The 14,949-nt window shown below is 71.2% G+C and carries 13 protein-coding genes; 2 read left to right on the top strand and 11 right to left on the bottom strand.

All coding sequences use genetic code 11. The features are described 5' to 3' along the window. Positions 1 to 67 precede the first annotated feature (67 nt). The 3 genes from ACFFXY_RS11435 to ACFFXY_RS11425 form a co-directional block, all read right to left on the bottom strand. Positions 68 to 1,054, bottom strand: a complete 987-nt coding sequence (locus ACFFXY_RS11435; RefSeq protein ID WP_382349936.1) for an ABC transporter substrate-binding protein — start codon at positions 1,052 to 1,054, stop codon at positions 68 to 70. Between the two features lie 156 nt (positions 1,055 to 1,210). Further along, on the bottom strand, positions 1,211 to 2,743 hold the full coding sequence (locus tag ACFFXY_RS11430; protein ID WP_382349933.1) for a sugar ABC transporter ATP-binding protein: 1,533 nt from the start codon (positions 2,741 to 2,743) through the stop codon (positions 1,211 to 1,213). Beyond that, positions 2,740 to 3,762: a LacI family DNA-binding transcriptional regulator gene (locus tag ACFFXY_RS11425; RefSeq protein WP_382349930.1), complete on the bottom strand. Its 1,023-nt coding sequence runs from the start codon at positions 3,760 to 3,762 to the stop codon at positions 2,740 to 2,742. The genes ACFFXY_RS11430 and ACFFXY_RS11425 overlap by 4 nt, the downstream gene beginning before the upstream one ends. 224 nt (positions 3,763 to 3,986) lie before the next feature. On the opposite strand from ACFFXY_RS11425, the gene ACFFXY_RS11420 reads away from it, so the two are divergent. Then, entirely contained in the window at positions 3,987 to 4,802 is an 816-nt protein-coding gene (locus ACFFXY_RS11420; protein ID WP_382349927.1) for a phosphotransferase enzyme family protein, read from the top strand. Here ACFFXY_RS11420 and ACFFXY_RS11415 read toward each other — a convergent pair. The 6 genes from ACFFXY_RS11415 to ACFFXY_RS11390 form a co-directional block, all read right to left on the bottom strand. Further along, the gene (locus ACFFXY_RS11415; protein WP_382349924.1) at positions 4,792 to 5,442 is read right to left on the bottom strand and encodes a YesL family protein; all 651 of its coding nucleotides are present in this window, start codon (positions 5,440 to 5,442) and stop codon (positions 4,792 to 4,794) included. The two genes, ACFFXY_RS11420 and ACFFXY_RS11415, sit on opposite strands and share 11 nt — an antisense overlap. Continuing rightward, the gene (locus tag ACFFXY_RS11410; protein WP_382349922.1) at positions 5,439 to 6,353 is read right to left on the bottom strand and encodes a carbohydrate ABC transporter permease; all 915 of its coding nucleotides are present in this window, start codon (positions 6,351 to 6,353) and stop codon (positions 5,439 to 5,441) included. The genes ACFFXY_RS11415 and ACFFXY_RS11410 overlap by 4 nt, the downstream gene beginning before the upstream one ends. 5 nt (positions 6,354 to 6,358) lie before the next feature. Then, positions 6,359 to 7,327 carry an ABC transporter permease gene (locus tag ACFFXY_RS11405; RefSeq protein WP_382349921.1) on the bottom strand — a complete coding sequence of 323 codons (969 nt, stop codon included), beginning with the start codon at positions 7,325 to 7,327 and terminating at the stop codon, positions 6,359 to 6,361. After that, on the bottom strand, positions 7,324 to 8,925 hold the full coding sequence (locus ACFFXY_RS11400; protein ID WP_382349918.1) for a type 2 periplasmic-binding domain-containing protein: 1,602 nt from the start codon (positions 8,923 to 8,925) through the stop codon (positions 7,324 to 7,326). Before ACFFXY_RS11400 ends, ACFFXY_RS11405 begins: the two co-directional genes overlap by 4 nt. A 207-nt stretch (positions 8,926 to 9,132) precedes the next feature. Continuing rightward, positions 9,133 to 10,137, bottom strand: coding sequence for a LacI family DNA-binding transcriptional regulator (locus tag ACFFXY_RS11395; RefSeq protein WP_382349915.1), 1,005 nt, complete (start codon positions 10,135 to 10,137; stop codon positions 9,133 to 9,135). Beyond that, positions 10,134 to 11,102: a LacI family DNA-binding transcriptional regulator gene (locus ACFFXY_RS11390; protein ID WP_382349912.1), complete on the bottom strand. Its 969-nt coding sequence runs from the start codon at positions 11,100 to 11,102 to the stop codon at positions 10,134 to 10,136. The genes ACFFXY_RS11395 and ACFFXY_RS11390 overlap by 4 nt, the downstream gene beginning before the upstream one ends. A gap of 136 nt (positions 11,103 to 11,238) precedes the next feature. On the opposite strand from ACFFXY_RS11390, the gene manD reads away from it, so the two are divergent. Further along, positions 11,239 to 12,477 carry a D-mannonate dehydratase ManD gene (gene manD, locus ACFFXY_RS11385; RefSeq protein WP_382349910.1) on the top strand — a complete coding sequence of 413 codons (1,239 nt, stop codon included), beginning with the start codon at positions 11,239 to 11,241 and terminating at the stop codon, positions 12,475 to 12,477. A 5-nt stretch (positions 12,478 to 12,482) separates the two neighbouring features. Here manD and ACFFXY_RS11380 read toward each other — a convergent pair whose 3' ends face one another. Further along, on the bottom strand, positions 12,483 to 14,096 hold the full coding sequence (locus ACFFXY_RS11380; protein ID WP_382349907.1) for a hypothetical protein: 1,614 nt from the start codon (positions 14,094 to 14,096) through the stop codon (positions 12,483 to 12,485). A gap of 134 nt (positions 14,097 to 14,230) precedes the next feature. Then, positions 14,231 to 14,896 carry a GAP family protein gene (locus ACFFXY_RS11375; RefSeq protein ID WP_382349904.1) on the bottom strand — a complete coding sequence of 222 codons (666 nt, stop codon included), beginning with the start codon at positions 14,894 to 14,896 and terminating at the stop codon, positions 14,231 to 14,233. Between the last annotated feature and the right edge of the window lie 53 nt (positions 14,897 to 14,949).

Genomic DNA, 14,949 nt, shown 5'->3' with positions numbered 1-14,949 from the left:
CGCCGCGGGGTGGTGGGGTGCGGGGCCCCGGAGGGCCCCGCACCGGATCTGACTGCTGTCCCTGGGGCTAGAACTTGCGGTCGGGGAGCGCGGCCTCGGCGGCCTCGGGCGAGTCGAAGGTGGCGCTGGGGACGACGATGCTGGACTCGACGTCCTCGCCGTTCAGGACCTTCTCCACGACTTCGAGGGCGGTGTCGCCGAAGAGCGGGTTGTACTCGGCGACGAAGCTCAACTCGCCGGCCGCGAGGGATTCGAGGGCGTTCTTGGTGCCGTCGATGGTGGCGATCTTGACGTCGGTGCCGGGGGTGAGGCCGGCCTCCTGGACGGCCTGGACGGCGCCGAGGCCCATCTCGTCGTTCTGCGCGAAGATGAACTGCACGTCGTTGTCGTTGGACTTCAGGACGGTCTCGACGACGCTCTTGGCCTCTTCGGTGGACCAGTTCGCGGTCTGCGCGCCGACCTTGACGAGGCTCGCCTGGGCGCCCGCGACGGCGTCGAAGCCCTCGTTGCGCTCGTTGACGACCGAGACGCCCGCGGGGCCTTCGAGCACGAAGTAGTTGGCGCCGTCGGGGAACGCGGAGACGGCCCAGTCGGCGACGGCCGTGGAGACCTGGATGTTGTCGGGGGCGATGCGGGTGACGTACAGGTCGGTGTCGTCGGGCTCGATGCCGCGGTCGAGGAGGATCACCGGGATCTCCGCCTCCTGCGCGCGCTTGAGCGAGTCCTCCCAGCCGGTGGCCTCGGTGGCCGAGAGCAGGATGACGTCCACGCCTTCGTCCACGAACGACGTGAAGGCGTCGATCTGCGACTTCTGGTCCAGGTTCGTGGCGGGGGCGTACTTCAGCTCGTAGCCCGCGTCCTCGGTGAAGGTGTCCTGGATGTTCGTCTCGTTGGCCTCGCGCCACGCGCCTTCGGGGCCGACCGCGACGAAGCCGACCGTGGTCAGGCCGTCGTCGTCGCCGCCTTCGCCGCCGCCGCAGGCGGTCAGGCCGAGCGCGAGGGCGCCGGCCGTCGCGGCGCCGAGCACCTGGACGATGCGCTGCTTTGCAGACATGGTTCTCCTCCTTGAGATGCCGGACGCTGAGGGGTCCGGCGGGGCGGATCGGGGTCCGCCGCCGTTCGCGATGACGCAGGGGTTGCGCCGCGCGATTTATGTTACCGGGAACAAAATCGGGAGCACAAGAGCCGTGTCACAATCGTGATCCGGCGGCTACTCGCCGAGCTCCCCGTCGAGGTCGGCCGCGATCATCTCCACGATGGTGTCGACGGTGACGCCGGGGCCGTTGCTCAGCTCGCCGATCTTCTCGCGGTCCTTGAGCACCACGATCCGGTCGCTCAGGCGCACCACCTCTTCGAGTTGCGAGGAGATGAACACGACGGCCACGCCGTCCCCCGCGAGCTGCGCCACGCGCCGCTGGATGTCGAGCTTCGCGCCGATGTCGACGCCGCGCGTCGGCTCGTCCAGGATGAGCACGTGCGGGCGCGTCGCGAGCAGGCGCGCGAGCAGGATCTTCTGCTGCGTCCCGCCCGACAGCTCCTCCACGGGCCGGTCGATGTCGGCCGGGGACAGGTGCAGCGCTTCGAGGTAGGTCTCGATGAGCGCGCCCTGCTCGCCCCGCGACAGGGGCCGCGACCAGCCGCGCATCGCCTGGAGCGCGAGCACGATGTTCTCCCGGGCCGTGAGGCCCGCGATGATGCCCTCGCCGCGCAGGTCCTCGGTGGACAGGGCGATGCGCCGGTGCAGGGCCGCACCGGGACTGCGCAGCTGGACGCGCACGCCGTCCACCCAGATCTCGCCGCTGTCGGCCCGCTCCGCGCCGCCCATGAGCCGCGCCAGCTCGGTCCGGCCCGAGCCGTGCAGGCCCGCGAAGCCCACGACCTCGCCGCGCGACAGCTCGATGTCCGTCGGGTCAAGCGTCCCGCGCCGCCCGAGCGCCTCGGCGCGCAGCGTGGGCCTGCCGGAGGCGGAGTAGTGGTGCGCCAGGCGCTCCGAGCGCAGGGCCTTGAGCGCCTCGATGTCCTCGCCGAGCATCTTCGAGATGAGGTCGGAGCGGTCGAGCTCGGCCGCGAGGTACTCCCCCACCAGGCGTCCGCCGCGCAGCACCGTCATCCGGTCGGCGACCTCGAAGACCTGCTCGATGAAGTGCGAGACGAACAGGATCGCGACGCCGCGGTCGCGCAGGCCGCGCACGACGCGCAGCAGGGTGCGCACCTCGGAGGCGTCCAGACTCGACGTCGGCTCGTCCAGGACGAGCACCCGCGGCTCCACCACGAGCGCCCGCGCCACGGCCACGAGCTGCTTCACCGCGGGCGGCAGCGCCGACAGCGGGCTGCGCGGGTCCAGGTCGTCCAGGCCCAGGCGGGCGAGGACCTCGGCGGCGCGGGCGCGGTTCGCCTTCCAGTCGATGCCGAACGGCCCGCGCACCTCGTTGCCGATCATGACGTTCTCGGCCACGGTCAGGTGCGGGCTCAGGTGCGTCTCCTGGAACACCGTCGCGATGCCCTCGGCCCGGCTGCGCGCCACGCCGATCGGCATCCGCTCCTCGCCGCCGACGCGCACCTCCCCCGAGAGGATCGGCAGCGTCCCGGTCAGGGCGCCGATGAGGGTGGACTTCCCCGCGCCGTTCTCCCCCATGAGCGCGTGGACCTCGCCGGGGTACAGCGCCAGGTCCACGCCGTCGAGCACGCGCACCCCGGAGAACTCGACGGTGATGCCGGACATCTCCACCACGGGATCGGTCACCGCTCGGCCCCCCTCGGCGCGGCCGTCGAGGAGCGCACCAGCAGCTCGGCGGGAATCCTGGTCACGCGCGGGATCTCGCGGTCCTCGACGGCGGCGCGCAGCAGGTCCACGATCGCCACCCCCAGGGCCCGGAAGTTCTGGCGCACCGTCGTCAGCGGCGGCAGCACGTGCGCGGCCAGGGGCACGTCGTCGAAGCCCACGACGCTCAGCTCCCCCGGGACGGAGAAGCCGCGCTCGGCGAGGCCGTGGACCAGGCCCACCGCCATGTCGTCGTTGGCGACGAACACCGCCGTGTAGTCCGGGAGCTCCCGGATGCCCCTGGCGAAGTCGTACGCGAAGTCGGCGCTCCAGTCGCCCACCACGATCGGGCGCTCGCGCACGCCCCACGCCTTCGCGCGGGAGTGGAACGCCCGCTCCCGGGCCCGCGCGTCGAGCCAGTCGAGCGGCCCGGCGAGGTGGAGGATGTCCCTGTGGCCCAAGGAGACCAGGTGGTCGACGGCGAGCGTCGTGCCCTCCTGCTGGTCGAGCGAGACGGTGAGGAAGGTCGGGTCCCGGTCGGGCTTGACGACCAGGACGGGCACGCCGATCGAGATCTTGCGCAGCGCCGCGATCGAGGACGAGCGGGGCGCGATCACGCACAGCGCGTCCACGCCCTGCGTGGTGAGGTTGTCGACGGCCTCCTGCGGGGAGATCCCGTCGCCGTCGCCGAGGCTGATCGAGCTGACCGCGTACCCGGCGGCGCGGGCGGTGGACTCCAGGGCGCGGAGCGTGCTCGTGGGCCCGAACTCGACGGCGCTCTCCACGATCACGCCGATGCGCTGGCTCTTCTGCGTCGCGAGCGCGCGCGCGGCCATGTTGGGCCGGTAGTCGAGCTCCTCGATGACCTCCAGGACCCGGCGCCTGGTCGCGTCCTTGATGTGCGGGTAGTTGTTGAGGACCCGCGACACCGTCATGTGGGAGACCCCGGCGAGCCGCGCGACCTGCCGGATGTTCGGCTTGTCAGCACTCGTGTTCGCCACGTGCGTCCTTCATCGGGTCCGTCCTTCGCACCAGCCGGGGCATCGCGCGGGGTGCCGCGCGACACCCCCAGCCTATCGATTCGGCGCCGCGTCCGATGTCGTCGGAGCCGGGTGTGACGACATCAGCGGACGTCGATAGCACCGAATGTTACCGGGAACAATTCATTTGGGTCAATACCTGGCTCTTTGATAGGCTCCCGACTCGTTGCGGGAGAGGGGCACGGATGACGGATTCGCGGGCGGCGAGGGCCACGGCGGCGGCGGTGGCGGCGGCCGCCTCACTGGGGCTGGACGCCGAGGAGGGGGTCGTGCTCCACGCGTCGAACAAGTACGCGGTGCGGCTGCGGCCCTGCGACGTGCTCGCGCGGGTGGCCCCCGTCGAGGAGCAGGTGGCGGAGTTCGAGCTGGACGTGGCGGGGAGGCTCGCCGCCGCGGGCGCGCCCGTGGCCGAGCCGCTGGCTCCGGCGCGCGTCCACGAGGAGGACGGGTTCACCGTCGCGTTCTGGACCTACTACGAGCCGGCCGCGCCGGAGGTCCCGCCAGCCGAGTACGCCGCCGCGCTCGAACGGCTCCACGCCGGGATGCGCGGACTCGACGTCCCCACCCCGCACTTCACCGACCGGGTCGCCGAGGCGCTCGCGGTCGTGGCCGACCGCGACGTCAGCCCCGGGCTCCCCGAGGCCGACCGGCGGGTCCTGGTCGAGGCGCTGGAGCTGGGGCGATCGATCGCCGCGCGCGGGAGCGAGCAGGTCCTCCACGGCGAACCGCACCCCGGGAACCTGCTCGCCACGACCGCGGGCCCGCGGTTCATCGACTTCGAGACGTGCTGCCGCGGGCCCGTCGAGTTCGACCTCGCCCACGCCCCCGACGCGGTCGCCGCGCACTACCGGGGCGCCGACCCCGGGCTGCTGCGCGAGTGCCGGATCGTCATGCTCGCCATGATCACCGCGTGGCGCTGGGACCCCGCGGACCGGTTCCCCGACGGGATGCGGTTCGCCTCGGAGAAACTCGCCGAGCTCAGGACCGAGCTCACGCGCTGACGAGCGCGCGCGTCGCGAGCACGCCCGAGCGCCACAGCACCGCCGTCGCCAGCGCGGCCGGGGCCGCGAGCCCGAACACCGGGACCAGGCCGGGCACCAGGTAATAGGCGCACAGCAGGACGCCGACGCCCGCGCCCGCGAGGACCGCGGTGGCCGGGCGAGCGAGCGCCAGGACCAGGGCCCGGCGCAGCAGCGCCCCGGCGCCTTCGTCGAAGTGGGACTGCAAGGGCCACACCAGGACCGTGACGACCCCGAGCACGACGCCCGCGACGGTGAGCCCGCCCGCGAGCACCGGCCCGGCCGCGCCGAGGTCGAGGTGCTCCACGACCCGCCGGTCCACGAGGAGGAACGCCCAGCACAGCGCCAGCAGCAGGCCGAGCCGGTTGGCGGCGGCGAACTCCCGCTTCCACAGCGTCCCGAACCGGGCGCGCAGCCCGGACAGGGCCGGGGGCTCGTCGGGGCGGGCGACGGCGGACCGGGCGTCCTCGCGGAGCACCGCGTGGAGGGCGGCGGTCGCGGGGAAGGCCCCGAGGACGACGCCGCCGCGGAGGGTCCAGGCGATCCACAGCAGGTGCAGGCACAGCAGCCGCAGGCCGAGCCGGCCGAGGCGCTGGTACCACTCCAGGAACGCGGGCCTCATCCCTTCACCGCCCCGATCATGACGCCCTTCTCGAAGTAGCGCTGGAGGAACGGGTACAGCACGATCACCGGCAGGGTCGAGACGACGATGACGCCGTACTTGATCTGGTCGGCGTACTGCTGCGCGTAGGACCCGGCCCCGGCGCCGCCCGCCCCGCCCGCGCCGCCGGAGAACGCCTGGTTGGAGATGAGGATGTCGCGCAGGACGATCTGGAGCGGCTGGAGGCTGTAGTCGCGCACGAAGACCAGGCCGGTGAAGAAGTCGTTCCAGTGCTGCACCAGGTAGTAGAGGCCGATCACCGAGAGGATCGGCATGGACAGCGGCAGGGCGATCTTGGCGAAGAACTGGAAGTAGTTCGCGCCGTCGATGGAGGCGGCCTCGTGCAGCTCCTCGGGGAGCGAGTGCTCGAAGAACGAGCGGGCGATGATGAGGTTGAAGACGTTCACCGCCGAGGGCAGGACGAACACCAGCCAGTTGTCGAGCAGGTTGAGGTCGCGCAGCAGCAGGTACATCGGGATGAGCCCGCCGCTGAAGAACATCGTGAACGCGAAGAAGAACATCAGCACGCGCCGGGGCCGGAACTCCCTGCGCGAGAGGGTGAACGCCGCGGGCATGGTGACCAGCAGGTTGAGCGCGGTCCCGGCGACGGCGTACAGGAGGGTGTTGCGGTAGCCGTTCCAGATGCGGTCGTCGGCGAGGATCTGCTCGTACCCGAACCAGGAGAGGTCGCGGGGCACGATCCAGACCCGGCCGGTGGCGACCATGGTGGGGTCGCTGACGGAGGCGATGACCACGAAGTAGATCGGGTACAGGGCCAGGAGCAGCACCAGGACGCAGCACAGGGCGAGGAGGGCCTTGAAGGCGAGGTCGCCGGGGGTGTCGCGGCGGAGCGCCGCAAAGGGTCTGGTCATCGGGCTCACCACAGGCTCGTGTTGGAGACGCGTTTGGCGATCTGGTTGGCGACCACCAGGAACGCGAAGTTGATGAGGGTGTTGAACAGGCCGATCGCCGTCGCGTAGCTGAACTGGTTGGAGAGGATGCCGATCTTGTAGACGTAGGTCGCGATCACCTCGGAGACGCCGAGGTTGAGCGGGTTCTGCATCAGGAAGATCTTCTCGAAGCCGGTGTTCAGCACGTTCCCCATGTTGAGGATGAGGAGCACGATCATGGTCGGCACGAGCGCGGGGACGTCGATGTGCCGGATGATGCTGAAGCGCCCGGCGCCGTCGATCTTCGCGGCCTCGTAGAGCTGCGGGTCCACGCTCGACAGGGCGGCGAGGTAGATGATGCTGTTCCATCCGGCGTGCTGCCACACCTCGGAGAGCACGTAGACGGGGACGAACGCGCCGGCGCTGCCGAGGAAGTTCGCATCGTCGACGCCGAAGAGGCCCACGACGCGGGTGATGAGGCCCGAGGTCGGGGAGAGGAACACCTGGAGCATGCCGACGATGACCACGATCGAGATGAAGTGCGGCAGGTAGGTGGCGGTCTGGAGGAACTTCTTGCGGCGGCGTCCGAGCACCTGGTTCACCATGAGCGCCAGTCCGATCGGGGCGACGAAGCCCGCGACGAGGGTGCTCACGCTGATGACGACGGTGTTGCGCAGGAGGTTCCAGAACTGGGGGCTGTCGAAGAACTGCTGGAAGTACTTCAGGCCCACCCAGTCGCCGCCGGTGATGCCCGCGGCGAAGTCGAACTCGCGGAAGGCGAGCTGGAGGCCGTACATGGGCACGTAGGCGAAGACCGCGACGAACGCGACGGCCGGGGCGACCATGACCCACAGCTGCCAGTAGCGGCGGAAGTGCCGCTTGAGGCGGTGGGCCGGGCCCCCGGCCCGCCGGGGGGCGGCGCCCCCGGCGGGCCGGACGGTGGTCGCGGAGGTCATCCCTGGGCCGCCAGGTACTCGTCGTAGTAGCGCTGGTGGATCTCGACGGCCTCGGTGAGGCCGAGCCCGTCGAGTTCGGCGGTGTAGTCGTCCCATTCGGACTCGACGCCGCCTTCGGTGATCCAGGTGGCCCACCGCTGCATGGCCGGTCCGAGGATGTCGGTGTGCAGCAGGGAGAGGCGGCTGGAGTCCTCGGCGTTCATCTTGATGAGCTCGCCGGGCCAGATGTCGGTGGCCGGGTCGATGCCGGCGAGGGCGTCGGCGAGCGGCGCCTCGTCCTCGACGGCCTCCTGGATGTCGGTGGGGACGGTGACCTCGATGTCGTCGCGGATCCAGCCGGGGCTGTTGTCGGCGAGGGTGGTCGTCCACTTCCAGGAGGACGGGTCGAGGGTCGCGTCGGCGGGGGGCAGGACGGTGTAGACGCCGTTCCCGCCGTCCTCGATGTTGGTGCCGAAGTCGCCCCACAGGGCCTGGAGGGAGAGGTCCTGGTCGTAGAAGGCGTCGATGACCTTGAGGGCGGCGTCCTTCTTGGTGCTCTGGGCCGACATGGTGATGGTGTTGAGGCCGTAGTTGAGCGAGTAGGAGTCGTAGGTCCAGGCGAGGTCGGTGGCGGCGGCGTCGGCCGCGAGCGGGGCGAGGGTCGCGTACTGGTCGGCGAGCTGCGGGCCGAAGCGGTCGGAGGCGGTCCAGCCCCACGAGAAGCCGACCTTCGCGGTGTCGCCGTCGCCGCGGCCTACGGACTGGTACGCGGAGTAGTCCTGGGTCATGACGTCCTGGCTGACCAGGCCGTCGGCGTACAGGTCGTGCAGGAAGGACACGACCTCCTTGTAGCGGGGGTCGGTAAGGAAGTTGCCGACCGTGCCGTCCTCGACGAAGTAGCCGGAGCCGCCGCCGTTGGTGATGGGCAGGCCGAGGCTGCCGAGGAGGACGGAGGGCTGGAAGTAGCCGAAGCCCTCGTCGCCCGCCGGGGACCAGTCGATGGGGATCTCGTCGTCGGGGTCGCCGTTGCCGTTGGCGTCCTCGGTCTTGAACGCCAGGAGCACCTCGTGCAGCTCGTCCCAGGTGGTCGGCTGCTCCAGGCCGAGGTTGTCGAGCCACTGCTGGTTGACGTACTGGCGGGTGCCGGTCTCGGGCCAGAAGCGGCGGTAGGAGGGGACGGAGAAGACCTCGCCGTCGGGGCGGGTCGCCATGAGCTCGGTCTCGGGGCGGGCGTCGAACATGGCCTGCACGTTGGGGAGGGAGTCCATGTCGTCGCCGAGGTCCTCGAAGAGGCCGGTGAAGGTCACCATGTCGGCGTCGGTGATCGCGTTGGCGCCGATGACGAGGTCGGGGATGTCGCCGGCGGCGAGCATCGTGGACTTCTTCTGGTCCCAGTCGGCCGACACCTCCTCCCACTTGATGGGGATGCCCGCGGCCTTCTCGATCTCGGCGGTCCACGCCATGTCGGCCATCGGCCCGGTGAGCGCGTGCTTGACGACGAGGATGTGGAGCGCGTTGTCGTCCTCGCCTCCGCCGCCGCAGGCGCTCAGCAGCAGGGCCGCGGCGGCGAGTGAGGCGACGGCCGCGGGTCCGCTGCGGCGGTTCGGTTTCGGGAGCAAGACTCCTCCTTGAGTCGGGGCCGGGGTGTGCGTCGGCGGCGGCGTTCGGCATCGTCGGAGCGGCCACTACCTGGTGTTTTTTGCGGTCGCATGGTGCGGGGCGACCAAGATCCACATGAATATATGCATCTGGTTCAGCGTTGTCAATGACGAGACAACAGAAAATGTGAACGTGAACCATAACGATGCGGCCACGGTGAACGGGCGCTAGCGGGGGACGCCGGAGGAGGCCCGCGGGATCAGGTGCGCGCCGGTGTGGCGCACGCGCGGCGGGCCGGACTCGCCGCCGAGGCGCTCGACCAGCATCGCCACGGCCGCGTCGACCATGGCCTGGTGCTCCGGGCTCACCGTCGTGAGTGGAGGCACGGTGAACTCGGCCTCGTCGGTGTCGTCGAACCCGGTGAGGGCCACGTCGTCGGGGACGCGGACGCCGCGGATGCGCAGGGCCCGCAGGGCGCCCACGGCCACGGCGTCGTTGATGCAGACCACCGCGTCGAACTCGGCCCCGGAGGCGAGCAGGCCCGACATCGCCTCGAAGCCGGGTGCGCGCCGGTCCCAGTCCGAGCCCGCGACCATGAGCGAGGGGTCGGCCTCGACGCCGTACTCCCCCAGGGCCGCGAGGAAGCCCTCGTACCGCGGGCCGTCGGGGAGGCCGCTCTCGGAGGCGTTCCACACCAGGGCGAGCCTGCGCCGCCCGGTGTCGAGGAGGTGGCGGGTGACCGCGGCGAAGCCCTCGTGCTGGCCCATGACCACAGTGTCGAGGAGACCCGAAGGGCCGCCGCCGAACTGGACGACGGGCCGGTCGGGGGCCTTGCCCCCCAGCAGGTCCGGGTGGAAGTTCGGGAAGACGACCACGCCGTCCGCGTCAGCGGTCGTCTCGCCGCGCACCGCGCGCACCCCGGACCGGCCGTCGGGGGCGAGCCGCAGGGTCGTGGTGAGCCCCTGCGCCTCCAGCGCGAGGATGAACCGCTCGGCGTTCTCGGCGTAGTACGGCTGGTGCAGGTTCGGGACGACGATCGCGATCCGCCCGCTCCCGCCGCCCGCCAGCGCCCGGCCCGCGCGGTTGACGCGGTAGCCGACGGCCTCGACGGCCTGCCACACCCGGGCCCGGGTCGCCTCGGCGGCGTAGGGGCGGCCGAGCAGCACGTTCGAGACGGTCTTGGGCGAGACGCGGGCGACGGCCGCGACGTCCGCGAGGGTCGGGCGCCTCATCGGGCGGCCGGCGAGGTCGACTCGCGCTGCACGAGCGTGACGGGGACGGTGACCGACTCCGGCTGGCGGCCGGGGGCGGCGAGGCGGGCGGTGAGGAGATCGACGGCGTTGCGCGCGAGGGAGATCGGGTCGGGGTCGATGGTGGTGAGCGAGGGCGTGCTGAACCGGGCGTCGTCGAGGTCGCCGTAGCCGATGACGGCCACGCGGCCGGGCACGTCCACTCCGGCGGCGTGCAGCCCGGCGAGCGCTCCCAACGCGATCTCGTCGGTGCCGCAGATGAGCGCGTCCACGCCGGGGTGCTCGGTGAGCGCGCGCTGCGCGGCCTTGAATCCGGCGGCGCGGCCGATCTCGCCGGGGCCGGGGTCGACGCGGGCGAGGGGCTGGCCGGGCTCGCGTTCGGCGAGGGGGCCGGGGCCGATGAGCACGGGGCGGTGGTGGCCCATGACGCGCAGGTGGCGCAGGGCGGTGTTGACGGCCTGGTCGAGGTCGGCGCGCACGGTGTCCACGGCGGGCTCGGTGGGGAGGCGCCGGGTGAGGTCGACGCGGACGACGGGCCCGTCCTGGGCGGCGACGGCCTCGGCGGGGAGGTCGGGCGCGTCGATCGCGAGGAGCGCGTCGAAGGTGTGGCCGCGCAGTTCGAGGGCGGCGGCGAGGCTCGCGGGGTCGTCGTGGGTGGGCTCGACGGTGGCGTGCAGGCCGTGTCGGTCCAATTCCATGACGAGGCGTTCCACGAGGGCGGCGAGGAGGGGGCGGCGCAGTCCGGCGACGGCGATGCCGACGACGCCGGTGCGCCCGGTGCGCAGGGTCCGGGCCGAGGCGTTGGGCTGCCATCCGAGTTCGGCGATGGCGGCGCGCACCTGGTCGCGGGTCTCGGGGCGGATGTGCGGCTCCTCGTTCACCACGCGGGAAACCGTCTTGACCGAGACCCCCGCCCGCACGGCGACCTCGCGCATCGTCACACGCATGCGGACCACATTAGCCCGCCGCGCCGCGGCCGCGGCCGCCTCGGGCGGGGGCGCGGGTCTTGACGGGAGGGCGGTGGCAAGCGGTACCCTGCCGACGCCACCCCTGGACCGCCACCCCCGCACGGAAAGGCCGCGCATGATCATCGACCGCGCCGAAGTGATCGTCACCAGCCCCGACCGGAACTTCACCACCCTGAAGCTGACCACCGACGACGGCCTCACCGGCATCGGTGACGCGACGCTGAACGGGCGCGAGCTCGCCGTCGTCTCGTACCTGGCCGACCACGTGGTGCCGCTGCTGCTGGGCCGCGACGCGCACCGGATCGAGGACACCTGGCAGTTCCTGTACCGCTCGGCGTACTGGCGGCGCGGCCCGGTCACGATGGCCGCCATCGCGGCGGTGGACATGGCGCTGTGGGACATCAAGGGCAAGGCCGCGGGGATGCCGGTGTACCAGCTCCTCGGCGGGGCCTCGCGCAACGGCCTCCTCGCGTACGGGCACGCCTCGGGCAAGGACACCGAGGAGCTGTTCGACTCCGTTCGCTCCCACCAGGAGCAGGGGTACCGGGCGATCCGCGTCCAGACCGGCGTCCCGGGCCTGAAGTCGATCTACGGGATCGCCTCGAACGCCACGTACGAGGCGATGGACGGCGTCCGCTACGACCACGAGCCCGCGCAGCGTGGCGCACTGCCCAATGAGGAGGACTGGGACACGCGCTCCTACCTGCGGCACGTGCCGACCGTTTTCGAGGCGGTGCGCTCGGAGTTCGGGCCCGAGCTGCCGCTGCTGCACGACGCCCACCACCGGCTCACCCCGATCCAGGCCGCGCAGCTCGGCAAGAGTCTCGAACCGTACGACCTGTTCTGGCTCGAAGACGTCACGCCCGCCGAGAACCAGGAGGCCCTGCGGCTCGTCCGCCAGCACACGACCACGCCGCTGGCGATCGGCGAAATCTTCAACACGGTCTGGGACTACCAGCAGATCATCCGCGAGCAGCTCATCGACTACGTGCGCTCCGCGGTCACCCACACCGGCGGTATCTCGCACCTGAAGAAGGTCCTCGACTACGCCGCGCAGTACCAGATCAAGTCGGGCATGCACGGCCCCACCGACATCTCCCCCGTCGGCATGGCCGCGGCCCTGCACCTGGGCCTTGCGATCCACAACTTCGGCATCCAGGAGTACATGAAGCACGGCGCCAAGACCGACCAGGTCTTCCGCCAGTCCTTCACCTGGACCGACGGCTACCTCCACCCCGGCGACCTGCCCGGCCTGGGCGTCGAGCTCGATGTGGACGAGGCGGGCAAGTACCCGTACGTCCAGGCGTACCTCCCCTTCAACCGCCTCCACGACGGCACCGTCCACGACTGGTAGGCGCGCTAGGCGGCCCGGCGGCGGGCGAGGACGGCGGTGGCGGCGCCCGCGGCGAGGAGGAGGGCGCCGAGGCCGCCGAGCGGGCCCGGGGACGTGCCGGTCGCCGGGAGGCTGGAGGACTCGGTGTTGAGGCTGAGGACTGACGTGTTGTTCTCCAGGTCGGCGTCCAGGTACGGGAAGTCCTCATGGGTCAGCTCGTACGGGGCGAGCTCCTCCTCGCTCCAGAACAGGGCCGGGTCGAGGACCGCGCTGCGGCCGTCCGCCGCGGGCGTGCCGGAGGTGATCTCGACGGGGAGCTGGAGGGTCTGGCCCGTCCCGGCCTCGACGACGTCGCCGAGTTCGCAGACCACGTCCAGGTCGTCGATGCCGAAGGGGGCCACGATGTCGTCGTAGTAGGGCCGGTCGTAGATGCGGAGGTTCTGGCAGCCGTGGCGGTCGGGGGTGGCGAAGTAGCCGGTCTCGGGGTCGCCCGCGGTGACCTCGACGCCGGTGGGGAGCTGGATCGCGACCTTGTAGAGCTCGAAGACGTCGACGTCCCACGGCGGAATGCTGATGATCGCGTTCACGGCCGAGTCGTTCGTGTACGCGATCTCGTAGACGGCGTCGTCGCCCGCCGAGCCGTTCACGCTCGCATCGGCCATGTCGAGGTCGAACGGGTTGTCGACGGTGGTGACGTCGAAGTAGGGATGGTTCGGGATGCGCCGGGCGTCGCTGGGGACGAACGCCAGTTCGGTGTCGGCGTCGTAGAAGTCGATCGAGTCGATCAGGTCATCGTCGGTGATCGGCTCGATCTCGGCGGCCATGGGGAAGCGCATGGGGCCGGGCGCGTCCGCGTCGGCGACGAGTCCGGCGGGCGTGTCCGCGGACAGCTCGTAGACCTGTCCCGGTTCGGGGGCGAATCCTTCGAGGACGCAGTACACGCCCCCGGGCTCGACCTCGCCGCAGTTCGCGTACTCCGCGGCGACCGAGAGGTAGTCCCGCTGCGGGTAGTACGCGCGGGAGTAGAACCGGAAGTAGAAGTCCTCGTAGCCCTGGTCCCCGTTGTACTGGAACGCGATAGGCGGCTCGGCGGCCCCGCCGGGGCCGACCGTCGCGTCGCCCGCGTCCACGACGAGGTCGGGGGCGGTCGAGCCCGCTTCGGCGAACTCCCACGTGAACGGCATGGTCTCGGTGACGCCGTCGGCGTCGATGGCGATCTCGTAGTCGGCGACGTCGCCCGGCTGGACTTGGGGCCCGACGTCGAGGGAGAACTGGAAGTCGACCCCGAAGTCCGGGATGCTGCCGGGCTCGTCGCAGGTGAGGGTCCTGCCTGAGGCGGTGCAGCGCTCGTCCTCGGTGGCGAGGGAGAGCCCCTCGAACTCCTCGTCGATGGTGAGCACGACCCGCGTGTGCTCCAGCTCGACCGACGGCGGCGTCCCGACGAGGACGACGAGCAGGCCCTCCTGCCGCTCGGTCTCGGGGAACCCCGCCTCGAACTGGAGCCCGAACGGGGCCCTGACATACGCCTGGAACGTGTAGTCGTCCTGCGCCTGCGCCGGGACCGCGACGGCCGCGCCGAACACGGCGGCCAGCGCGATCGAGCCGATGCGAGCCGCGGCACTGCGCGATGAAGGGGCCATCGTTGCTCTCGTTTCGCTCAGGGGCGGACCACCGCGACCCGAACGCCGCAGCGGAGGTTCCTACACCCTGAGACACGTCGGATCGACATCGACGGTTGCAAAAAGGTGAATTCCATGTGAACCGGGCGGTCGGCTCAGCCGATCCAGAAGAAGAGGACGGCGAGGCTGACGGCGGCTCCTGCGAAGCAGGCTGCGGCCGTTTTGGGGTTTGGGGCGGCGGTGCCTGTGGTGTGGCCTTTGAGGATGGTGTCGAGCTGGGAGCGGAGGTCGTCGTTGAAGGCGAGGCCTGCGGCGAGGATGAGGGTTGCGGGGAGGGCGTAGACCAGGGTGTAGGCGATGAGGACGGCCACGGCGGCGGGGGCGGGGAGGCGGGCGTCGATGAGGCGTTCGACGGCCAAGACCATCGGGAACGCGTTGGGGAGGTCGCCGAGGGTGGCGAGGACGCCGAACGGGAGGGCGCTCCAGGCGTTGACCCAGGGAGGCAGGGTGTAGGCCTTGCGTTCGCGGGGCCGGAGGCGGCGCACGCCCATGGCAACGAGGGCGACCGCGAGCCCCGCGAACAGGAGGCGGCGGAGCCAGAGGGTGAGGCCGTCGAGAACCGAGTCGGCGAAGGACAGTCCGAAGTAGAACATGAGGGCGATGGCGAGGAAGGACGCGAAGGCGCCGAGCATGAACGCCCAGCCAGTCGGGGCGGGGCGGCGGGCGCCCAGCAGGATCACGATGACGATCCAGATGGTGGCGGCGTTGACCGAGTCGAGCAGGGCCAGGCCCGTCAGGCTCCACACCAGTCCGCCCGTCATGCGATCCCCCCGATCCGCGGCTCAGGCGCCGCCCGACCGCACAGTATCCGACC

Source organism: Glycomyces mayteni, from assembly GCF_042428885.1.
GTDB lineage: Bacteria > Actinomycetota > Actinomycetes > Mycobacteriales > Micromonosporaceae > Glycomyces > Glycomyces mayteni.
Note: the sequence above shows the minus strand (reverse complement) of the source record. Positions and strands in the feature narration are given on the sequence as shown.